Here is a 22,022-nt window from a genome sequence, read left to right on the forward strand (position 1 = left end):
CCCAAAACTTCTTTTTTTAATTATATAAGAGATTTAACTATAAAAAAATTTTGTTTTTTTAAATTAACTTAATAAGTTTTGCTAATAATCTACTAAAAAAATGCTTACTAAAAAATCCTTTCCAACAATAATTGACATCATCTCACCGATAGAACGTCTTCCTTATATAATTTGTTGTCATAAGTTATTTTAATTTTTTACTTAAAACAATGCTTCTGTAATTTGTAATTTCCCAATTGACATATTCAATAAAACGATATCCTTTATCACCGTAGTATTTAATCAGATGACTAGCTCCCTCAGCCGTATCTAATGCGAGTTCCTCTACCCCTTCTTTTGTTGCCGTTTCTTCAGCTAATTCAAGCAATTTTCTTCCAACTCCCATTGATTGATAAGAAGGATGGACTCCAAACTGACCTATTCCTGCTACATTGCTTTTGTTATACCAATTGCACCCTTTATTATTCTCTGGTGAGTAATAGGAAATTGTACCGATAATTTTATTATCCCAAATGGCAATAAAACATAATGCCTTATCAATTCTTTTAAGAGTAACACTAGAGTCCTGATAAGCAGCCAAATAATTAAAACCTACATCCAACAGTTTTTTATATGACTTATTTATTACTTTGGTTAACTCTTCAATATCATCTTTCTTACGATCGAAAGCACGAATATGTATCATATTATAATTAGTAAAAATATTGTTTTGAACTGTGCTCATATATATCCCCCTTTTATTTATGGTTTATCATTAAAAATGACATATATATATATATTATAAATTTTTTAAAACACAGCACAAACAACGCATGGAGAAATGAAATGGTCATGCGTTGTTTATTTTATCCTATCCTTTTAGAACCAAATCTGCATTTTTGTCAGGAGCTTCTGTGTTTACATAAAATTCTTCAGCTTTCCAATATCTATTCTCAAACTTTGTAATGTTCTTTTGTGTATCTTCACTTTCACGAAGAAATCTCTTACTTCTCGGACAATCTAGATATACAACATAATCATAGAAGCTTCTCCACTCTTTCCGCTGCAGAAAAACACCTTCTACTATAAGAACAGAAGGATTAGAAAGTTGAACTTCCTGCTGACTATGTGTATTAGATTCATCATCATAAACAGGAAGAATAAGATGGTTAGCGGATTTTAGTTTACCGAAAAAATTGCGACTTAACCAATCCGTATCCCATTGTAAGTTGTAATACTCATACCATTCCTCATTCCCCGTATTGTAACGTTTTTCACGCTCTACAATATAATCATCTATGTGAAAGACATGAAACGAGGTCTTCTTTTCTTTCATTTTATGACTAAGTTTTTTCACGAGTGTTGTTTTGCCAGAACGGCTTAAACCATCTATCCCTAAAATAAACCGACTGCCCACGCCGTTATTCTCAATTATTTCCAGTAATATTTTTTCATTCTCCCCCATATTACTCTCCCCTTTGAAACAAATCTCTTTTTTAGTAGCTACAATGAAATTTTAACGAGATTCAAACATATAAGCTATATGCCTTAACAATTTTGGTTTCCGTACAATTACTCTTCCCTATCTTTACCTACTAAAATTCCATTTACAAATTCACCAATTGTTTCATGAAACGCATAATCAAAATATTGCTCTTGTCCTGTTTGTTCATTATTAACAAGTATTGTTGTTGCTCCTATTTCTCGTTTTGCTATTTGCGGAAAGGATGCCACAGGCTGTACTTTCAATGACGTTCCCATCACAAGTAATACATCCGTTTCATACAACCTTTCAACTGCCATTTGAAATTGCGGCAATGTATCTCCGTATAACACAACATCAGGATTCAAAATGAAATTACACTTTTCACAGCGCGGTACTTCATGTTCAATCATATATTGTAAGTTATATTTTGCACGGCACTTCGGACAATGAGCAGATTGAAGCGTACCATGTAAGTCAATGACATGTGTACTCCCGCTCAATTGATGAAGTCCATCAATATTTTGTGTTAACACTACAATATCTTTTCCCGTCTGCTCTAACTGCGCAAGAAACGTATGTCCTTTATTTGGTTTATATTGATGGAATGTATCAATTTGAAAAATTGCCTTATAATGTTTCCAAAATTCTTTCGGATTTCGATTATAGTATCCTCTTGATAAATACATTTCTACGTTTGCATCTGCATACAAACCATTTGCTGATCGAAAGTCTGGAATTCCACTCTCTGTACTTGCACCTGCTCCGGTTAACACTGTAATCTTCTTAGCATTGTTAATAATAGAACGCACTTCTCCATAATGCTGCACAATATTCACCTCTATGTATCATTCTTTTTTCATTATAACAGGCATACGCAATAACTTGGAAATTTTTCCTTAATAACTTATCCTGACTACTATATAAATATCGATTGCACATTCGTTTGTTCTAATGAAAATAAAAGAAGGAATCAAAACAGCAAATGAGTTTTGATTCCTTCTTTCAAAAATTATTATAACGCTCTAGCATGCTGCAATGGCCAAAATACTGCCGAACCTTTTCCTACAATTTGCTTTTCAGAAACAAAACCAAATCGTCGGCTATCCTTAGATACTTGACGATTATCCCCTAGTACAAATACAGAACCTTTCGGAACAGTTTTCTCGCCAGTTAGTTCTTCTAACGTAAAATCAGGAGTTAACATCTCTCCAGATAATTGCTTTTTAAATTCATCTAAATACGACTCATCCATTGCTTTACCATTTACATATAAAATATCATGTTTGTACTCTATTGTATCTCCTGGTAACCCAATTACTCGTTTTACTAAGTCATGCCCTTCATTTCCGTGAAAAACAATAATCTCAAAACGATCTAACCCTTGTAGGCTAAATCCTATCTTATTTACAACCATCCTCTCATTATTCTCTAAAGTTGGCATCATCGATTCACCTTGGACAAGCGATGGTGTAAATAAAAATGCCCGACAAACAAATGCAATAATTAAAGCTAAAGCAATACTTTTAACCCATGACATAATCTCACTTTTTTTCATATATTCACTATCTCCTTTAATAACTAAATGTATATAAGTTTAAAAAACGACATAAACCCCTTTCTTTTTTTACAGGAGAACGAGAGCAACTGGCCGTGCATAGAAGCGGTCAGGGCCTTTTCCTGCCACATACGAGGTTTTCAAACAAAGAGAGCAAGCAAGTGCAGGTCATGATGTATCCTGCATAGTAGCAACTTATATGTCTAAACATTAAAATGGACTTATATAGTCATTTTTGCGATTTCTCGTACAGTTTGAACAACAACTTCACCAAAGCACGATTTTTCTTCTCTCACCGCTGTACCAACGTGAACTTGTGTAATCCCTGTCTTATGCAGTAATTGTTGTACATTCTCTTTCGTCACACCACTACCAACGATCATTTCTATTTGCCCTTCACTTGCCTCGTGCATATGGCGTAAGACCGAAATGTTATCTTCTATTTTTCCTTGTCCGCCAGATGTTAAAATATGCGTGACCTCTTTAAACTTCCGCAATATTTTAACGTCTTTCACTAAATCTTCCATTTCATCAATTGCACGATGAAACGTCACATTCATTCCCTCTACTACTTCTAATAATTTTGCTAACTTTTCTTCATCAATTTCATTCTCTTCATTTAAAACACCTAATACAACACCAGTTGCACCAAGCTCTTTTGCCACTCGAATATCTTCTCTCATTAATCCTATTTCTTCATTAGAATATATGAAAGACTTGGCATGCGGACGAATCATTACATGCACTGGAATAGAAACAGCAGTTATCACATTTTTTATTAACGCATAGCTTGGCGTAAGACCACCTTCTGTAAATGCTGTAATCAATTCTATCCGTTTCCCACCGCCACGTTCAATCCGTTTGGCATCTTCTAAACATGTAGCGATGACTTCTAGCATTTATTAACTCCTTTTCGTACATTTTCTATTTTAATTATATACGAAAAGAAAGAATTGTACCTATTTTTTAACATCAAAATCTTGCAAAGCATGCCGTGCTAATAGCGAAATTGTCACATCATCCATTGGAGGATTATGAAGTCCAGCGCGTACATGTAAGTAATAACGGTGTAATGGATTTTTTTCAGATAAGCTCCTTGCTCCGACGATGCGCATCGCCTTATCAACAATAGAAATCGCTGCATTTGTCACAACATACTTCACCGCGGCCATCTCTGCTTGCAAACTCTGTATTTGTTCTTCTTCATATCGCTTTGCAACGCTATATAAAAAAGAACGAGCTTGCATGATTTCTAATTCTATTTCTCCTATTAATCTTTGCACATTTGGTAGCATCGCTATTGGTGCTTTCAAGCTATTTGGTTGATACGTTGCTGCAAACTGTAGAGCATACTGGCGTGCAGCTAGGGCAATTCCAAGATAACAAGCCGGAATATGCAGAAGCCATCCTCTTCTCTTTTCTATACTACGCGGAGAAATTTTCTCAACAAAATATTTATATGGAACTGCTACTTGTTCTAAAATCAAATCATGACTTGCTGTACCACGCATAGCTACACTATCCCACGTTTCTTCAATGGAGACACCTTCTGTAGTACGCGGAACAAGAAATTCACCTATTTCTTCCGTTCCTTCTATAGATGCGGAAACAAGAAAATAATCTAATACCGGTGCCATCGTTGTAAATGTTTTTCTGCCTGAAATAATCCACATATCTCCTTTTTTTACTGCTGTTGTCTCTGGCTTTCCTCCTCTTGTCGGACTTCCTGTATTTCGTTCTGTTGCTGCTCGGTTTACAAGCGCTCCGTCCTTCACCTTCTCACAAAGCCAAGAAAACATTTCCTTATCCCATAAACGATTTTCAGAAAGCTCATATATAATTCCAAGGTGCCATCCCATACATAGTGCCGTTGCACCATCGCCCTGTGCAATATATTCTTGAAATAGTAAAAAATCATATAAGGACATTCCTAAACCGCCTTCGTCCTTTGGAACTGTCCATGATGTATACTCAATTTCTTTTAAATCTTCTATATTTTCAAAAGGAAATGAATACAATTTATCTAACTGCTGTTCTCTCTTTGAAAATAGAGTGATATATGGTTGTAATTCACTAAGTCGCTCTTGTTGCTCTTTCGTTCTTACAAAATCCATTTCATCAGCCCTTTACACATTCTTTTTCTTAAACATATTAATCCACACCTCAATTGTTGCACTATTCCGACAGAAAAACAATGCTTTAAACAAAAAAAGATTTCCTAATACATTAGGAAATCTCACTTATCCATCCCCCTTCACAAGCCGGACAGGTAAGGATGCAACATAACCAATATAAGAACATAATTCTTTAAAAAAGAACGGTAACTCTGTGTCTAGACTACGGTAAGCAGACGTTGGTGTTGGTGAAGAATATGCATTCATACCGAGATGCTTAGCGATTCGCATCGCTCGTTTCATATGAAGCGGATCGCTTACAATTGTATACGTTTGTAAGCCATGTTCTTTTCCAATCTGCAGAGCATTTTTCAAATTTTCTTCTGTAAAACGCGATTCCGTTTCAATTAAAATGTCTTCATCTCTCACACCATGCTTTAATGCATATATTTTTGACGTACGCGCCTCTTCTAATTCTGCTTCAAATTTCGTACCACCTGTAAAAATAATTTTTTTAACACTTCCATTTTGATAGAGAGAAATGGCATGATTAATTCTCTCGCGAAGTACCGGTGACGGTTTCCCATTCCAAGAAGCGGCCCCTAACACAATTGCCGCATCTGTATCAACTTGATCTGTCTTAGAACGATAATGCCAAATATCATACGCCGCATAGCTCACAAATACAATAATGGAACCAAGTATGAATAAGAGTGCCTGCACCATCCTTATTTTAATACTTCTTTTTTTCTTCATAAACTGATAGCCCCCGTATTTCATACATACTTTATACAAAAATTCATTTAATTGAATAATTGGTTAATTCGTTATTTGAATTCATTTGAAAGAAGGTAGTTTTCTTAATAGCAGTTCTATAAAAGAGGTTGAAATAAAAAAGAGATTTTTATATCTCACACTGATATATATTCATTTTTTCGCCATCTAAGTCGCTGCTATGCAAAACATAACATGACCGCTACTCGCTTTCTTCTTTTGTTTTAAACCTTGCATGTGGCAGGAAAAGGCCCTGACCGCTTCTATGTACGGCCAGCTGCTCTCGTCTCTCCTAAAAGGAAAGAGGTTTTTATGCCGTTCTTTTAACTTATATATATAAGTAGTCTATTTACAATAACAATTTATATTTCTCTCAAATTCTTAACCTCTATATTGTAGCGAATTTTTCTGCAGAATGGAATCATGAAACAAAAGTATATAAAATCCGTAATCGTTTTGTAAGAAAAAATGCCCCCTAACATGCTAGGGAACATTTCTCTTAAACTATTATTTTAAAATCCAATATTTCATATGCTCTTCCTGTAACACACAACAAAAACCGGATTTTTCTAATACCCTCGCAGAAGCAGTATTACTTGTTAAACATTCCGCTTTAATCGTCGTTACATTTTGTTGATTTAATAACCACTGCACAAGACCTTTTACCATCTCTGTAGCATATCCTTTTCCTTGATAATCCGGAACAATACTGTAGCCTATTTCAACAATCCCATTTACATCTGGACCACCTTTACAGCCCATATCACCAATAATTGTATGATCCTCTTTATGAATAATAAGACCACTCCACCTACTACTTTCCGGTTTTTCTTGTAGTTGCTCTGCTTTCCACGGTAAAATTTCCGCATAATCAGGCATAGGCCATTGCTTAGAAATTTTATAAGGAATTATTTTCGAAAGCTCCTCATTTCCTTTTATAGTAGCCTCTACTAATTCTAATGTGAAAGAAATCATTTTTAAACGCTCTGTTTCTATATACGGCAACTTTATCCCCCTCTACCTATAACACATTAATTTATTTTCTAATCGTTCTTTTACACTTGACCAATCTGATGAGATAATACTATAAACAACTGCATCCCTCACATATCCATTTGGAAGTAGCCGTTCATTTCGCATTACTCCCTCTTTTACTGCCCCTAGCCTTTCGATTGCTCGCTGAGACCTTTCATTGCGAGCATCTGTTTTAATTTGTACACGCAACATTCCTAGCTCTTCAAATGCATAGCGAAGCGTCATATATTTGCACTCTGTATTTACACTTGTACGTTGAACGCTTGGACTGTACCAAGTATGTCCAAGCTCGGTTGTTTTGCAATCATTTGATATGTTGTATAGCCGCGTCGTTCCTACAACCTCATTTGTCGTTTGATCAATTACAGTAAATGGAATGTCAACTCCCCTTTTATACTTTTCTATTGACTCTTCAACTAATATTTCCATATCTTCTAAGCAATCCATTTTCGCTATTAAATATGTCCAAATATCTGGGTGTTTTTCAATAATGGCATACAATGGTCCTACATCATTTATAGATAATAATTGCAATTTTGCTCGATTATATATAAATTCCATAAAACAGTCCCCTTTTCTTTCCATCTCTATTATATAATAGTATTAATTGTATAAATTTTCAAAAGTATCGAACTGAAGCGACTTAGGGGGAATATATTTTGAAACACTATTTTATCAACAATGAAAAAACAGATATACATATTACAGAATGGGGCAATGAAAATAACCCTGTAATCTTTTGTTTACACGGATTAGGCAGTACGAGTCTTAGCTTTATCGAAATTGCCGAGCAACTTAAAGAGGAGTATAGGTTTATTGCAATTGATGCGCCTGGACACGGTAAAACTTCTCCATTTGAACAAGCTGAAGAATACGAAATGCCTCGTTTGGCAACGTGGCTAAACGACTTATTGGATCATCTTGAGATTGGTCAATTTTATTTCTTATCACATTCTTGGGGAAGTTTTTTATCATTATTTTATTTAGCGGAATATCCAGAAAGAGTAAAGGGTTCCATTCTTATTGATGGTGGCTATCAAACGAAAAGACTTAAGGAACAAACTATGGAAGAAGAGATCGCTTACCATGAAAAAGATTTTGAGGAATATGTATTTGATGATTGGAAAGGTTTCTTCAAAAGTGAAAAAGAGGCATATACAAGGTGGTCTCCACTCATAGAAATGGCAGTAAAGGATCTTGGCCTAGAAAAGAATAATAAAGTGTGTTGGCACGCAAGAGGCATAGCAGCTGGAAATATTGTGAAAGCTATGCATAAACACGAAACAGCAGATATTTATGAAAACCTGCCATCCAATATTATTTTACTCAGAGCTACATTACCGAGCAGCATGGATGAATATCGAGATAAGACAGCAAACATTTTTGAGCAGAAAACAAGCGGAACAGTAAAACAAATTCCTAACACTACTCATTTGTTACATTGGGATAATCCAGAGGTTGTAGTAGAGGAAATAAGAAAAAATTGGCCTTGTTCTTAATTCACTATCCCCACCTCTCTTTTTTGCTTTTGTCTATATCTTGAGGTGGGAATCTTATTGTCCGTTAATGCGGGATAAATGTAAAACTATAGTCTGTTACTTCCTTGAAACCAAGTTTTTCGTACAAACTTCTAGCTGATATATTATTAGAAGATGTTTGTAAAATAGGGATTTTACCACAATTCAAGCAATCCGAAATCATATGAGACAATAATATTTTTCCACATTTTTGCCCACGAAATTTTTCTTCAACATAAAATGTTGTGAATTCAATGTAATTCTTTGTATAACTTCCATATCTCCCCATTCCGATTGGCACATTGTCATGCATAACAAAAAAAATCCCTTTCTCAATATCATTGCTTATTTTTTCTTTATTGATCAAACGCTGCAACTGTTCTTCATTACTCGGCTGAAAAAAGTGAATGAAAAATTTATGAATGAACGATATATCATATTCATTATGAATAGCTTTTCTAACTATTGGAACATCTGTATCTTTCGTACATTTCTGACTATATACATAATGAATATCCCTACTAATCTCCTCCTTTATCCCTAAATACTTAAAAATACTTTCTACATATTCACTCTTCCCAGCAAGAAGTATAGAGTTTCTTTTCAAACACTCGATCTGTTTTGCGATAACTAAAAGTTTGGTTTTGTCTTTTATCCAAAACGTAGTAAAATATGTATTCCCTTCATCTTTTATATACAAAATGCTAGTTATTTCATTGTCATCCTTCTCCACATACCATTCTCCAAGTTGTTCATTTTCCAAACCTTGAATCGCTAATGTTTGAAACATCTCTTCCCTATATAAACAACATCGTATTTCTTCTTTACAACTTTCATCTATTTCTGTTAACAATTCCATTTCTTTCACCTCATAACATTTATTCGACAAATTCGAAGTCATTCCTTTACAACCTATGTTTAACCAAAATAACCTCAGACACTTTTGTCTGAGGTTATCTTTGATTTATTTCCCATACTATATAAATCCATTTTGAAGAGAACTCTATATTTTTATATCTAAAAACCCTTTTAGTACTCCAATTGTTTGCGGAGCTTGTAGTCTTGCTGTTATATACGGAAATTCTGGACTACCATCAAAGATCATCTGAGATGTTAATGGGGCACCTACCCACATGATATCGTCATCGATAATAACAAATGGCATTACTTTATTTTGACGATGCACTTGTACGTTTTTTATCGGAACTTGACCTTCTGTATAGATCATTACCGACGCTTCTGCACGCGCTAATACTTGCCATACTCTTTTATCTATACGACTTGAATTAGGAATAGATACAATAATTTTCTTTTTCGCTGAGATCATATCTTTTAATAATACTTTTGTTTCTTCTTTGCTTGTTTGTACAAACCACCGCAATCTTTTCGTAATCTTCCGCTCTAGAATCGCCCTCAATGTTGTACGATCATACACATCTCCTTGCCTTTGTATATGAGACGTTAAATGAGATAAAGCTTGTTTTCGCGAAAGATTTCGCCTCATATATTGACAATCTGATAGTTGAATAAATTTCCCTCTCGCCCTCGTAACTGCGACGTTAACGAGACGGTGGTTTTTTTGATCAAAGAAGAGCACACCCGGTCGTTCTTGCGGATAGCTATCAACTGTATCGAACAAAATCATATCACGCTCAGATCCTTGAAATTTATGAACGGTTGCCGCTAGTACCGGCGCATTTTTGAACTTTGTTTTTTGAAGAAATTCCCTTATGCACGTTGATAAAAAGCGCGACTGAGCACGGTATGGTGTTACAATACCAATTGACGGTATTCCATCCAGAAAGCCAATTAGCGTAAGCTGCATCGCTATTAATCCAGAAAAAATATTATAACGTGAACTTGATGCTACGTCTTTTAATGAATAAGCGCCCATATTACTTGTATCTAGTAAAACCGCTGCTTCTTTCATGAAGGGCTGTAAAGTCGCTATTTTATCTCGCTCTATAACAGAAGGATGATCGAACACTTCGTTTTTATAAATAAATTTGTTCGTAAAGCTTGAAATATGTGGATGCATACGCCGCTGCTCTTGCAGCATGTATAAATTCGGATGCTTTTTACGTTCATTTACCACTTCTACTATTCCCGCATGATAAAACATATCTTCTTTTAACCACTTATTCACAAGCTCATGATTTGATAAAGCAATTGGCGGTAATTGTAGAAAGTCCCCGCACACAACAATACGCTTTCCTAAAGAAGCTGCTAAGGCAATTTGCGGAACATATGCCATACTTACTTCATCGACAACCACAAGATCAAACGTTCTTTCGTAAACAAGTGAATCGATTGCACATTTCGATAATGTTGCCCCAATGACTTTTGCATTTTCAATATACTCTTTTTCAACTTCTTTCACTTTTGCTTTTTGCTTGCGAAGATCTCCTTCTATTTCCTGCATTTTTCTCTTTTCAGCAGAAGTCGCTTTATAAGAAAGAATTTTTTGCCTTAATTCTTGTCTTAATTCTTCTAAATAGAGCCTCTCTTCTTCCCATTCTTCATTTGTTGATTCAACTAATCGCGTAGTTAATAACGTTTCATGATTGCGAATTTGTTCATTTTGACTAAAACCATACCGAATCACATCTCCCGGTACCCACTTCTCTTTTTTCTCAATTTGCTTTGTTACTTCGCTCATTAATACATCAACCGCTGCATTACTATGTGCTAATACAAGAACAGATTTCCCGCTTTGATAATGAGTTGCAATAATGCGCGATAAATTGTATGATTTTCCGGTTCCCGGCGGTCCCCAGACGTACGTTGTTGCATTGTAAAAAGCTCGGTATGCAAGTTCATTTTTCACTGTTTTCATTTTCACAATATGTTTTGGTTCACTAGTTCCTTGTAATAACCGTTTCACACGCTGACGCTTTTGTTTATCTTTCCTTACTTCCTTTAAACGTTCTTGCAATTGTTCTAACAGCTGCCACGGCTCACTATATAACACCGCTTCCTGTATATGTTGCTGCATATAACAATTAAGTTTGACTTCAATGTCCAATCCTTGAACAGATAGTACTTCCCCTGTTGCTTCTTCACCGTCAAATTCAATTCGAATCGGTGTTCCGTCTGGTAAACTCACCTCAGAAATAAGCTGAAATACATAGACACTACTTTCATAGTCCGTATATAAAAACCTTCCATTTATAATAGATAATTTGCTTCCACCAACTGTCTTCCAATGTTTAATTTCATATGTTAACGCTTCATGCCACTCTTTCATCGTTTCTGTTAATGAAGAAGTTTGCGCAGATGTAATCATGTTTAAATCTCCTTCCTCTACTGCAAACATACTTTCTCACTATACCATAAATCTATAGCTTGATTAAAAGTGAAATGCTTCCTGATGAAGAATAGATTAAGTGTTTTGAAATAGAATGTAAAAAAAACGCTGTAACATTTTACCGCGTTTTTTCATTTTATCAATTCTTTTTGTACAAGCTTTCTCCCTTTGTTTTAAACCTCGCACGTGGCAGGAAAAGGCCCTGACCGCTTCTATGCACGGCCAGATGCTCTCATCCCCCTAAAAAAGAGATGGGTTCTTATGACATTTTCAACTCGTATATACCTTAAACATTACTAGTTATTTTCGGAAGATAAATTGTAAACGTAGTTCCTTCGCCTTTTACACTGTGTACAGTAATACTTCCTTCATGAAGGTCAATAATTTTTTTCACAATCGAAAGCCCCAGTCCACTGCCTTCGATTGTTCTATTTCGCGCCTCATCCACTTTGTAGAATCGGTCAAAAATCTTGTCAATCTCATCTTCGCTCATACCGAGCCCTGTGTCAGAAATCGCGAGATACAATTCCGTTTCTTTCTCTTCTCCATAAAATGAAATGGTCCCGCCACTTTCTGTGAATTTAATACTATTCGTCAGTAAATTTGTCCACACTTGATGGAGCAAATTTTCATCTCCGTGCACTTGCATACTTGGAACATCCAATTCAATTGCGACATCTTTCTCACGCCATTGCCACTCTAACATAAAAATAACATCTCTTATTTGCTTCCCAACATCAAATGTTTTCTTATCTAAAACCCTCTCTTCTTTATCAAGAGATGCAAGCGTTAATAATTGTTTACACAAAGTAGACATACGTCTACTTTCTGATTCAATTATTTTCAAATAACGCTTACGCTCGGGTTCACTCATCTCATTTGTTTGTAACGTCTTCGAAAACCCTTGAATTGATGAAAGTGGAGATTGAAATTCATGAGAAACGTTTGAAACAAATTCTTGTCTCATCCGATCTAAATCCTTTAGGCTTTTTGCCATTTTCCGAAAGCTGACAGCCAGTGTTCCGATTTCATCTTTTCGATATTCTGGCAGAGCTACTTCATACTCTCCATTTGCAATTTTTTTAGTTGCACTTGTAAAAAGCTGAATAGGACGTACAATAAACCGTGCTGCAATTGCAATACAAATAATACTTAATCCGACCATTAAACATAATAATACAGCAAAGAAAATACGCATTTCACCAAATTGCTGCTGAATATCTGGGCGAATAAAGAGAGCATATTGCTTTCCATCATGTTGAATTGGAATCCCAATACTATTTAAGAGTTCATTATCAAAAAAACCTGTTATAAATAACCTTGTAGGATACGTCGAAATACCGTTGTATGTATGACCCTTTAATACACTCTCTATCGTTTCGTCACTCACGTTAATTTTTCGAAATGCATTTCCATATCGTTTTCCTTGTTTTTGATCATCTACCACATAAATTTCAAAACCAAGATTAGAAATAGATTGCAAATACTCCTCTCGATTTTGTTCATCGGACTGCTCATATAAATGTTTTACTTCTTGTGCGTATTTTAAAATCTTTTCACTATTATACGGTTTCAAATAAAGATGATAATACACATTTGATAATAAAAAACCAATCGTACTACTAACTAGCATAATGACAATCGAAATGATAACAAATCGTGAATATAATGATCTCATTTTATTTCAACTCCAATTTATATCCAAGACCACGCACCGTCTTAATTTGAAAATCATCTGTTCGTTTCGAAAAACGATCACGTAATCGCTTAATATGGACATCTACAGTGCGCTCATCTCCTGAAAAATCAACTCCCCACACAAGTTCAATTAATTCTTCACGAGAAAAAATCCGCCCTGGGTAACTCGCTAGCTGTGATAACAACTCAAATTCTTTTAACGGTAACAAAATGGTTTGTTCCTGGCAACGTACTTCATAGCTTTTTCGATCGATTGTCGTTCCATGCAATTGAATGACATCTGCACTTAACATTTGATAACGGCGTAATAATGCTTTCATTCGAAATAATACTTCAGCAGGTTCAAATGGCTTTACAATATAATCATCTGTCCCGACGGAAAAGCCCTTCTCCTTATCTACTAACTGATCCTTTGCTGTTAACATAATAACTGGTATATCATAATATTTTCTAATTTCTTCACAAAGTGTGTAACCATCTACATGCGGCATCATGATGTCAACAATTGCCAAATGAATCGTTTCTTTCTCTAATATAGACTGTGCTGCTTTTCCATCTTCAGCTTCCCACACTGTATATCCTTCTTTTTGAAGGTGATAACGAAGGAGCTCTCTTATATGTAAATCATCATCAGCTAACAAAATATGTATCATATATATCAAACCCTTTCCTTCAGTCAGTACGACTATACATTATAAGATAGGTACATAATATGCAAGAAAAAAAGAGAAAGCAATTTGCTCCCTCTTCTATTCCAACGAATGAATAAATAAACCGCTGCGAAGTTTTGGTTCAAACCATGTTGATTTTGGCGGCATTACTTCCCCTGCATCTGCAATAGCTAATAAATCTTCCATTGTTGTTGGATACATTGAAAAAGCAACGGCCCATCCTTCCTCATCAACCATTCGCTCTAACGCTTTCAGTCCTCGTATTCCTCCAACAAAATCAATTCTGTCATTTGTACCTGGATCATCAATTTGTAAAATGGTATGCAATAATTGATCTTGTAAAATTGATACATCTAATCTATTTACGACATCCTTTTCATCAATCCTATCTTCTTTTACAGTCAATTTATACCATACTTTATTCAAATACATTCCAAACGTATGACGCTCTGTCGGTTTAAAAGGTGCTACTTCTGCTTTTTCTACATAAAAAGCTTGAGATATCGCTTGTAAAAATTGTGCTTCTGATAACCCATTTATATCTTTTACAATGCGATTGTAATCCCAAATTGATAATTCCTCTTTCGGAAAAAGTACAGATAAAAAGTAATTAAACTCTTCTTCACCTGTATAGTCTGCATGCGCTTCGCGGCGCATCATTCCAACTTTCACAGCCGATGCAGAGCGATGATGACCATCAGCAATATATAAAAAAGGTATGTCCTCAAACAATTCGATTAATGTAGCGATAACTCTTTCTTCATGAATAATCCACGCTTTATGTCCAATTGTATCATCTGCTGTAAAGTCATAAACAGGGCTATGCGTTATTTTCCAATTCGAGATTACATTTACAATTTCATTGTTCCCGCGATATGTTACAAAAATAGGCCCTGTATGAGCATTACAGACATCAACATGACGGATACGATCTTTTTCTTTTTCAGCTCTTGTCCGCTCATGTTTCTTAATTGTGTCGTTTATATATTCATCAATTGATGTACAAACAACAAGTCCAGTTTGAGAACGACCATCCATTGTAAGTTCATAAATGTAAAAACATGGTCGGTCTTCTTGTATAAGCACACTCTCTTCGATCAAATATTGTAAATTTCCCTTCGCTTTCTCATATACCGCATTATCGTATAGAGAAACAGATGGATCTAAGTCAATTTCTGCTTTGTCAATATGCAAAAACGAATACGGATTATCTTTCGCAATTTCTCTTGCTTCCGTACTATTGAGTACATCATATGGAAGAGCAGCTACTTCTTTTGCACGCTCTTGTATAGGACGAATTGCCCGAAATGGTTTAATTGTTGCCACTGAAATCTCCTCCTTATCTATATTAACGGGTAGTAAGCTCGATTCCCATCAACAGGGGATGAATTCCCTACTGATGGAAAATTCACTTTATACAATCATTCGTACTGCTACGACACCTGCAATGTCTCTAATATTTTCTACAACATCTTCTTTAATAATATCATCTATGCCATTATCAATATCAATCATTGTATATGCAAAAGAGCCCTTACTACGGTTAATCATATCTGCAATATTAATATGATGCTCTGCCAAGCATGCCGTAATTTGTCCAACCATGTTTGGAATATTTTGATGCGCAATTGTAATTCGGTTCTTGCCGATATACGGCAATTCTACATTTGGATAATTAACTGAATTGCGGATATTACCCGTTTCTAAAAAGCTTCGCAATTGCCGGGCAGCCATAACCGCACAATTTTCCTCTGATTCGTATGTAGATGCCCCAAGATGCGGCGTTGCAATCACATTTTTCATTTGCAACACACGCTCGTTTGGAAAATCTGTTATATAATGCTTCACACCCCCCATATGAAGCGCTCGTTCTAATGCATCTTCGTCAACAAGCTCCCCTCGAGAAAAATTTAAAATACGAACTCCTTTTTTCATCACTTGAAATGCATGTTTATTTATAAGACCTCGCGTTTGTTCTACTAATGGAACATGCAAGGTAATATAATCGCACGTTGCAAAAACTTCTTCTAAACTAAACGCTCGCTGCACTTGTCTAGATAATCGCCAAGCTGTTTCAACAGAAACATATGGATCATAACCAACAACGTCCATTCCTAATGATAAGGCATCATTTGCAACAAGAGCACCAATTGCACCTAGTCCAATAATCCCAAGACGTTTCGAGGAAATCTCTGAACCAACATATTGCTTTTTCCCTTTCTCGACAAGTTGCGGCACTTCTTCACCTTGCAGCTCTTTTGTCCATACAATACCATCTACAACATTACGAGATGACATAATTAAACTTGCAAGTACAAGTTCTTTTACAGCATTTGCATTAGCCCCTGGTGTATTAAAAACAACAATCCCTTTCTCTGTACACCGTTCCACTGGTATATTATTTACACCTGCCCCCGCTCTTGCAATTGCTTTTAAATCACTTGAGAACTCCTCGTGATGCAATGAGTAGCTTCGTAATAAAATACCATCAGGATTCTTGGTTGTTTCTCCTATTCTATATCTCTCTTTTGAAAACGCAGCAATTCCTTTTTCAGCAATTTGATTCAACGTTTGAATATGAAACATTTTCTCATCCCCTTATTTGTACTTCTTTTCAAATGCATACATGAAATTCACAAGCGTTTGTACGCCTTCCACTGGCATTGCGTTATAAATACTAGCACGCATGCCGCCAACTGAGCGATGCCCTTTTAATTCTTCAAGACCATGCTTTTTCGCTTCTTGAAGAAACAATGCATTTCGTTCATTAGAAGACGTTGTAAATGGAATATTCATTAAAGATCGATATGTAGTATGTACTGGTGAAGTGAACACACTTGATTCATCTAAAAAGTTGTATAGAATTGCTGCTTTTTTGTAATTTCTTTTTTCAATTTCCTGCACGCCTCCTTGCTCTTTCAGCCACTGTAAAACTAGCTTTGTTACATAAATACTGAAAGCTGGTGGCGTATTATAAAGTGAATTATGTTTACTGTAAGTTTCATAGTTTAACATAACCGGGCAAGAAGAATGCGCAGCACCAATTAAATCTTTACGAACGATGACAATCGTTAACCCTGCAGGTCCTAAATTTTTCTGTGCTCCAGCATAAATAAGACCGAACTTTGCTACATCATACTTTTCAGATAAAATATTTGAGGACATATCAGCAACGAGTGGGATTTCTCCTGTCTCGGGAATGTTTACATAACGTGTACCTTCAATTGTATTATTCGTTGTAATATGCATATAATCTATTTCTTGAGAGAGAAGTGTACGATTTATTTCTGGAATAGATGTAAATCGGTCATTCTCAGAAGATGCAACAACTGAAACCGTTCCGATTTTTTCTGCTTCTTGAATTGCTTTCTTTGACCAGGAACCTGTATGTACATATGCGGCTTGTTTATATCGGTGCATTAAATTTAGTGGAATCATGGAGAATTGTAAAGATGCGCCTCCTTGTATAAAAAGTACTTCATAATTTTCAGGGATATTCATTAATTCGCACAGTAGACTTTTCGTTTCGTCTATAATATCCTGAAAAGTTTTAGATCTGTGACTCATTTCCATTATAGACATGCCTGTTTCCTGATAGTTCAATAATTCTTTTTGTACTTGCTCTAAAACAGGAATAGGAAGTGTAGATGGTCCCGCGGAAAAATTGTATACTCGATGCATCTTATTCCCCTCTTTCTTTTATATTTATAAATTTTAAAACTTTCTGAATTATAACTCATATAAAATACTCGGTCAAATTGTTTTCTCCATTTTATTCTAAGAAGCATTGGAACCGTTCTCATGAGCAGTTTTTATGAAGCTCTTTCCTTTCGTATTAATACAAAAAAGTGTTAAGCACGTCTGCTTAACACTTAAAATAATAATTGTATAATTGCTAACTACTTGCAAAAAAACGGTCGTAAATTTGATATAGTGCAGAAAGACCAATAAGCCAATAAACGGTATCAACAAGTGCCGGTACAGAACCAAAAAGTTTTTCCACTAGATTAAAATCTAGCGCAACAAATAACCAGTTTAAACCGCCAATAATCACCAGAATTGCTGTAAGGTACGACAAAAATTTCATTATGATTGCCCCCTTGGTGAAAAATGGTGAAAGGCCTTTCGCTATATTATATGCATGGAATTCTTGAATTTTCCCATTTTTATTTTTATTTTTTCTCTTTAAAAAAGTATTCATACCTTCTTCGTATGAAATGAACACTCCCGCCACTTATCTCCTTCGAATCTTAAAGTGGGTGGGCTTGCCAGCTTTCCGATAAAAACCATGCAAACTATATATCCATTTTCATTTTTCGACATCTTTGTCTAGCTCTGCCTTCTAGGCCCTCATGTCTAAGACCCTTAGTCAACAGGCCTAAACAGTCGGCTGCGCTTTTCTTTATAAGTCGCTGCTATGCAGAATACACCATGACCACTACTTGCTTTCTCCTTTTGTTTTAAACATTGCATGTGGTAGGAAAAGGCCCTGACCGTTTCTATACGCGGCTAGACGCTCTCGTCCTCCCTTAAAAAGAAAGGGGGTTTATCTTGTATATATAGCATTGCATATTATACCGTTTTTATCTTTCCTTCAAATATTATTTTTCGTCCACAAGGCTCTACAACCGTTTTTCCATCTCTTTTCACCTCATGAAAAATAGGCTCTTCCATGCGGCGGGACGGTGCATACCCTTCCTTTTCCATTCTTTCGAGGCACTGTGCAATTGTTTCATCTGGTAATACTTCAAATTTCTTCTTTTTTAATTGCTTTGTCATTGTTTTACCTACTTTCTACTTTCCTTATCATTGCTTGACTTTTCATATATGTCACATAAACAATCGATATTACTGCCATAATGATCATAACGGCAAAGAAAAAGCTTGTATACTGTATTTTCTCTATAAATATTCCACCTAATACAGGACCAGTAATACTTCCGATACTAAAAGCAATTCCGCACAAAATATTTCCTGCTGGCAATAAATGCTTAGATAATAAATCTGTCATATAACCGAGTCCAAGTGAAAAACATGATCCAATAACCATGCCAGCAAATAACATACATATAAATACAAGCCCATAATATTCATCGAATATAGCTGCTAATAGAAAAATCACTGTACTGACGCTAAATGCCCATGTTAAAATACGCTCTCTTCCAAGACGATCACTAAGTATACCAAGTGGTATTTGCGTAACAATTCCACCAATCGAAAACGCTGGCAATAAAAATGAAATTTGTTCAACTGACCAACCTTTCCTCATCGCATATACAGGTAAATTGCTATTAAGCATCCCTTCTAATACACCATAAGCTAACGGTGCAAGTAACGCAATCCATCCGATTATCCACACTTGCTTATAGCGCTGCAAAGATGATTCACTTTCTTGATTCGCTTCTCCTTGATCAGGAAATGCGTTTTGCGTTGGAATTAACAATAACCAACCTATTAAGCAAAGGACAGTTGATACAATAAATGGTGTTGCAATACCGTATTTTACTGTACTTGCTAAGTAAGGTCCCATTGCAAAACCAATACTGAAAAATGCTCCGTATATAGAAACTTGTTTTCCTACCTTGTGCGGACTAGCAGTTGTAGTAATCCACGTCTGTGTTCCAACATGAAGCATATGATCCCCTACCCCAACTAAAAAACGAAGAACAAACCATACCCAAAAAGAAAATGTTTGCGTAAATACAAATAATGCTCCAACAACAATGAATCCTCCAATTACAATAAGAGGTTTCATTCCAAACTTTTGCATCGGTTTCTCAAGCCAAGGTGAAATAACAAGAATACCAATATATAATGCCGTTGCATGAATGCCATTAAAGCTTGAACTAATTCCCTCCTTCTCAAAAATCATTGCGATTGCTGGTAACAGCATGCCTTGTGAAAGTCCAGAAATCGCAACAATTCCAACCATGATCCAAAACGTATACCTTTTTCCCATTTTATTACGCTCCCTCTACAAACTCACATCCTTTATTATAGCTGGTTAATCCTTAAATCGTATACTTTCAATTTCCACAAAAATAAAGCTAGAAGTCCAGACTTCTAGCTTTCATCCTTCCCCTATTTGAGCTTTTACATATGGCTACACAACTACACCTTGTACTAGATGCAAATAAGAATAGGTCATATAATATTTTGTCCCACACACTAGAAGGAATGTCTAAAAATACAATTGTTGAATATACGTATACCAAACTTTATAACTAATTGATTGAGAAACCGTTACTTCTGGAATCAATATCTGTACGAAAGTAGCTGGTTCTGTATAAAAAATCTCCATAATCTTTCTCTTTTTCAAAACGCCCCTATTACACATTTCTTATTTACAGGTAGGAAACAACGCAGCTACTCTTTCAAAAATTCGGTTACTTCATTGATAAATGCTTCTAAACAATCGATAAATGGAGAATGCCCACAATTTTCTAACACGACCAATTTCGCATTTGGCAAATGCTTTGCCAACTCTTCACCAACTACTTTAGGCACCACATAATCACGATTACCTTGAAGAACTAATGTTGGCACTTGAATACGATTCATATCCCCGTTCCCGGCTACAACTCCATTATGCTCATCGGATATATTAAATGTTACAAGTCCATAATTTACATCAACAAAATTGCGCTGCGTCAACATATCATTAAGATATTTTTCATAGCGATCTGGGCTAGGTTGATGATGCGTATAAATAAGTAAATTCCAGATATTACGATAATACTGCTTATCCTTTTGTTTTAAAGCTTGGACAACTGGTGCAATTTGAACAGGATCTTTAGCTATTTCTTCTTTTGTTTTTAAAAGATTAGATACAATCGGTTGACCATTTATGTCCTTCTTAAAAATTGGATATCCTTTCACTCCTACTGATTCTACCAATATGAGTTTATTCACATTCATCGGATAAGCTGCTGCAAACTGCATAGCAACTCCTCCCCCCATTGACCATCCGACCAATGAAAATTTTTTTAATTGCAGTTCATCCACGAACAACTTCACATCTTCTGCAAATTCATTCAATGAATCAATAGGATGATGATAAGTCGAAAATCCAAAACCACGTAAATCAAGGGCATAAATATGATAAGAATCTTGCAGTTGTTCTATAACTAAATCCCAATGCTGTGAAGATGTCATATTTCCGTGAATAAGCACCAATATTTCTGTTCCATTTCCCGCTTCTTGATAAGCAATTGTTTCTCCATTTGATAATGCTACCGATTTCATAATGGCAGGTTTCATCATTCTGTTTCCCCCTCAAAATTATCAATAACACACATTACAAAAGACAGAAAATTCTAACTCAATAATACCACACAGAATATACGTTCTCAATCTGAATTAACTTATTTTTACATAAGCATAACGATGGACTACTAGACAATTCAGAAAAAAACAGATATAGTTAGCTAGGTAACTAATTAGAAAGGGCAAAAATATGGACGAAAAACAACACTTTTTTCACACTGTCAGCCAAACCGCTCGGAAATTTTCCAAGAGATTCAATGAACGTGTTTCCCCAACTGGTTTATACAGTGCGCAGTGGGCTGTAATCTTCAGACTAAATCAAACTGGATCTTGCACGCAAACAGAATTATGTCAATACTTAAACGTTGAGTCACCAACAATGACTCGTACTTTAAAGCGTATGGAATTAATGGGATGGATTGCTCGAACAGAGGGAACAGATCGACGCGAGAAGCTCATTTCTTTATCAGAAACAGCAATCGCAATGATACCGAATTGGCAAGAAGAAGTAGACTCATTTGAGAAAAAGACATTGCAAGATATTAGCGAGGAAGAGCTTCGCCTTGCTTTTCACGTACTACAAAAAGTAATTCGTAATCTTGATTAAAAATTGGAGGGAT

Annotated in this window: 22 protein-coding genes; 2 read left to right on the plus strand and 20 right to left on the minus strand. The window is 35.6% G+C overall.

The genetic code is table 11. The annotated features are described in order from the left end of the window. Positions 1–184: 184 nt before the first annotated feature. From WAZ07_RS14480 to WAZ07_RS14520, 9 genes are all read right to left on the minus strand, one after another. On the minus strand, positions 185–724 hold the full coding sequence (locus tag WAZ07_RS14480; protein WP_336473031.1) for a GNAT family N-acetyltransferase: 540 nt from the start codon (positions 722–724) through the stop codon (positions 185–187). Positions 725–850: 126 nt separating this feature from the next. Continuing rightward, a complete protein-coding gene (locus WAZ07_RS14485; RefSeq protein ID WP_336473032.1) occupies positions 851–1,444 on the minus strand; it encodes a kinase in 594 nt (197 codons plus the stop codon). A 107-nt stretch (positions 1,445–1,551) separates the two neighbouring features. Then, the gene (locus WAZ07_RS14490) at positions 1,552–2,292 is read right to left on the minus strand and encodes an NAD-dependent protein deacylase (RefSeq protein WP_336473033.1); all 741 of its coding nucleotides are present in this window, start codon (positions 2,290–2,292) and stop codon (positions 1,552–1,554) included. A 185-nt stretch (positions 2,293–2,477) separates the two neighbouring features. Next, on the minus strand, positions 2,478–3,020 hold the full coding sequence (gene lepB, locus WAZ07_RS14495) for a signal peptidase I (protein ID WP_336473034.1): 543 nt from the start codon (positions 3,018–3,020) through the stop codon (positions 2,478–2,480). A 221-nt stretch (positions 3,021–3,241) separates the two neighbouring features. Further along, entirely contained in the window at positions 3,242–3,919 is a 678-nt protein-coding gene (locus WAZ07_RS14500) for a copper homeostasis protein CutC (RefSeq protein WP_336473035.1), read from the minus strand. A 60-nt stretch (positions 3,920–3,979) separates the two neighbouring features. Further along, positions 3,980–5,134, minus strand: coding sequence for an acyl-CoA dehydrogenase family protein (locus WAZ07_RS14505; protein WP_336473036.1), 1,155 nt, complete (start codon positions 5,132–5,134; stop codon positions 3,980–3,982). Between the two features lie 126 nt (positions 5,135–5,260). Next, on the minus strand, positions 5,261–5,890 hold the full coding sequence (locus WAZ07_RS14510; protein ID WP_336473037.1) for a YdcF family protein: 630 nt from the start codon (positions 5,888–5,890) through the stop codon (positions 5,261–5,263). Positions 5,891–6,415: 525 nt separating this feature from the next. Further along, positions 6,416–6,913, minus strand: coding sequence for a GNAT family N-acetyltransferase (locus WAZ07_RS14515; protein WP_336473038.1), 498 nt, complete (start codon positions 6,911–6,913; stop codon positions 6,416–6,418). Between the two features lie 12 nt (positions 6,914–6,925). Next, the gene (locus WAZ07_RS14520) at positions 6,926–7,504 is read right to left on the minus strand and encodes a GNAT family N-acetyltransferase (RefSeq protein ID WP_336473039.1); all 579 of its coding nucleotides are present in this window, start codon (positions 7,502–7,504) and stop codon (positions 6,926–6,928) included. A gap of 98 nt (positions 7,505–7,602) precedes the next feature. Between WAZ07_RS14520 and WAZ07_RS14525 the strand changes: the two genes are divergently transcribed. After that, positions 7,603–8,442, plus strand: coding sequence for an alpha/beta fold hydrolase (locus WAZ07_RS14525; protein WP_336473040.1), 840 nt, complete (start codon positions 7,603–7,605; stop codon positions 8,440–8,442). A 64-nt stretch (positions 8,443–8,506) separates the two neighbouring features. Here the strand turns inward: WAZ07_RS14525 and WAZ07_RS14530 are convergent, their stop codons facing one another. The 11 genes from WAZ07_RS14530 to phaZ all read right to left on the minus strand — a co-directional run bounded on the left by WAZ07_RS14530 (position 8,507) and on the right by phaZ (position 21,399). After that, on the minus strand, positions 8,507–9,361 hold the full coding sequence (locus WAZ07_RS14530) for a GNAT family N-acetyltransferase (protein WP_336473041.1): 855 nt from the start codon (positions 9,359–9,361) through the stop codon (positions 8,507–8,509). Positions 9,362–9,463: 102 nt separating this feature from the next. Then, positions 9,464–11,776 carry an AAA domain-containing protein gene (locus WAZ07_RS14535; protein WP_413788891.1) on the minus strand — a complete coding sequence of 771 codons (2,313 nt, stop codon included), beginning with the start codon at positions 11,774–11,776 and terminating at the stop codon, positions 9,464–9,466. 277 nt (positions 11,777–12,053) lie between these two features. After that, positions 12,054–13,445 carry a sensor histidine kinase gene (locus tag WAZ07_RS14540; protein ID WP_336473043.1) on the minus strand — a complete coding sequence of 464 codons (1,392 nt, stop codon included), beginning with the start codon at positions 13,443–13,445 and terminating at the stop codon, positions 12,054–12,056. Between the two features lies 1 nt (position 13,446). Then, on the minus strand, positions 13,447–14,124 hold the full coding sequence (locus WAZ07_RS14545) for a response regulator transcription factor (protein ID WP_336473168.1): 678 nt from the start codon (positions 14,122–14,124) through the stop codon (positions 13,447–13,449). A gap of 90 nt (positions 14,125–14,214) precedes the next feature. After that, entirely contained in the window at positions 14,215–15,462 is a 1,248-nt protein-coding gene (locus WAZ07_RS14550) for a DUF1015 domain-containing protein (RefSeq protein ID WP_336473044.1), read from the minus strand. Between the two features lie 87 nt (positions 15,463–15,549). Further along, positions 15,550–16,722: a 3-phosphoglycerate dehydrogenase family protein gene (locus tag WAZ07_RS14555; protein ID WP_336473045.1), complete on the minus strand. Its 1,173-nt coding sequence runs from the start codon at positions 16,720–16,722 to the stop codon at positions 15,550–15,552. A gap of 12 nt (positions 16,723–16,734) precedes the next feature. Next, entirely contained in the window at positions 16,735–17,817 is a 1,083-nt protein-coding gene (gene serC, locus WAZ07_RS14560; RefSeq protein WP_336473046.1) for a 3-phosphoserine/phosphohydroxythreonine transaminase, read from the minus strand. A 214-nt stretch (positions 17,818–18,031) separates the two neighbouring features. Beyond that, positions 18,032–18,223, minus strand: coding sequence for a DUF378 domain-containing protein (locus tag WAZ07_RS14565; protein WP_090917139.1), 192 nt, complete (start codon positions 18,221–18,223; stop codon positions 18,032–18,034). Between the two features lie 485 nt (positions 18,224–18,708). Beyond that, entirely contained in the window at positions 18,709–18,915 is a 207-nt protein-coding gene (locus tag WAZ07_RS14570; RefSeq protein ID WP_090917069.1) for an NETI motif-containing protein, read from the minus strand. Between the two features lie 4 nt (positions 18,916–18,919). Next, the gene (locus WAZ07_RS14575; RefSeq protein ID WP_336473047.1) at positions 18,920–20,095 is read right to left on the minus strand and encodes an MFS transporter; all 1,176 of its coding nucleotides are present in this window, start codon (positions 20,093–20,095) and stop codon (positions 18,920–18,922) included. Positions 20,096–20,502: 407 nt separating this feature from the next. Further along, complete coding sequence (gene phaZ, locus WAZ07_RS14580) at positions 20,503–21,399, minus strand: intracellular short-chain-length polyhydroxyalkanoate depolymerase (protein ID WP_336473048.1); 897 nt, start codon at positions 21,397–21,399, stop codon at positions 20,503–20,505. A gap of 193 nt (positions 21,400–21,592) precedes the next feature. Here phaZ and WAZ07_RS14585 point away from each other — a divergent pair, with 193 nt between their 5' ends. Beyond that, positions 21,593–22,009 (plus strand): MarR family winged helix-turn-helix transcriptional regulator, encoded by a 417-nt coding sequence (locus WAZ07_RS14585; RefSeq protein ID WP_090917063.1) that lies wholly within the window; start codon positions 21,593–21,595, stop codon positions 22,007–22,009. The last annotated feature ends 13 nt before the right edge of the window (positions 22,010–22,022 follow it).

Origin of the sequence: Bacillus bruguierae (genome assembly GCF_037104725.1) — a bacterium.
GTDB classification, from domain to species: domain Bacteria; phylum Bacillota; class Bacilli; order Bacillales; family Bacillaceae_G; genus Bacillus_A; species Bacillus_A bruguierae.

Coding starts and splice junctions, on each gene's coding strand:
- WAZ07_RS14480 (WP_336473031.1), bottom strand. CDS start 724: ATGAGCACAGTTCAAAACAATATTTTTACTAATTATAATATGATACAT.
- WAZ07_RS14485 (WP_336473032.1), bottom strand. CDS start 1,444: ATGGGGGAGAATGAAAAAATATTACTGGAAATAATTGAGAATAACGGC.
- lepB (WP_336473034.1), bottom strand. CDS start 3,020: ATGAAAAAAAGTGAGATTATGTCATGGGTTAAAAGTATTGCTTTAGCT.
- WAZ07_RS14500 (WP_336473035.1), bottom strand. CDS start 3,919: ATGCTAGAAGTCATCGCTACATGTTTAGAAGATGCCAAACGGATTGAA.
- WAZ07_RS14505 (WP_336473036.1), bottom strand. CDS start 5,134: ATGGATTTTGTAAGAACGAAAGAGCAACAAGAGCGACTTAGTGAATTA.
- WAZ07_RS14510 (WP_336473037.1), bottom strand. CDS start 5,890: ATGAAGAAAAAAAGAAGTATTAAAATAAGGATGGTGCAGGCACTCTTA.
- WAZ07_RS14520 (WP_336473039.1), bottom strand. CDS start 7,504: ATGGAATTTATATATAATCGAGCAAAATTGCAATTATTATCTATAAAT.
- WAZ07_RS14530 (WP_336473041.1), bottom strand. CDS start 9,361: ATGACTTCGAATTTGTCGAATAAATGTTATGAGGTGAAAGAAATGGAA.
- WAZ07_RS14535 (WP_413788891.1), bottom strand. CDS start 11,776: ATGTTTGCAGTAGAGGAAGGAGATTTAAACATGATTACATCTGCGCAA.
- WAZ07_RS14540 (WP_336473043.1), bottom strand. CDS start 13,445: ATGAGATCATTATATTCACGATTTGTTATCATTTCGATTGTCATTATG.
- WAZ07_RS14555 (WP_336473045.1), bottom strand. CDS start 16,722: ATGTTTCATATTCAAACGTTGAATCAAATTGCTGAAAAAGGAATTGCT.
- serC (WP_336473046.1), bottom strand. CDS start 17,817: ATGCATCGAGTATACAATTTTTCCGCGGGACCATCTACACTTCCTATT.
- WAZ07_RS14565 (WP_090917139.1), bottom strand. CDS start 18,223: ATGAAATTTTTGTCGTACCTTACAGCAATTCTGGTGATTATTGGCGGT.
- WAZ07_RS14570 (WP_090917069.1), bottom strand. CDS start 18,915: ATGACAAAGCAATTAAAAAAGAAGAAATTTGAAGTATTACCAGATGAA.
- WAZ07_RS14575 (WP_336473047.1), bottom strand. CDS start 20,095: ATGGGAAAAAGGTATACGTTTTGGATCATGGTTGGAATTGTTGCGATT.
- phaZ (WP_336473048.1), bottom strand. CDS start 21,399: ATGATGAAACCTGCCATTATGAAATCGGTAGCATTATCAAATGGAGAA.
- WAZ07_RS14585 (WP_090917063.1), top strand. CDS start 21,593: ATGGACGAAAAACAACACTTTTTTCACACTGTCAGCCAAACCGCTCGG.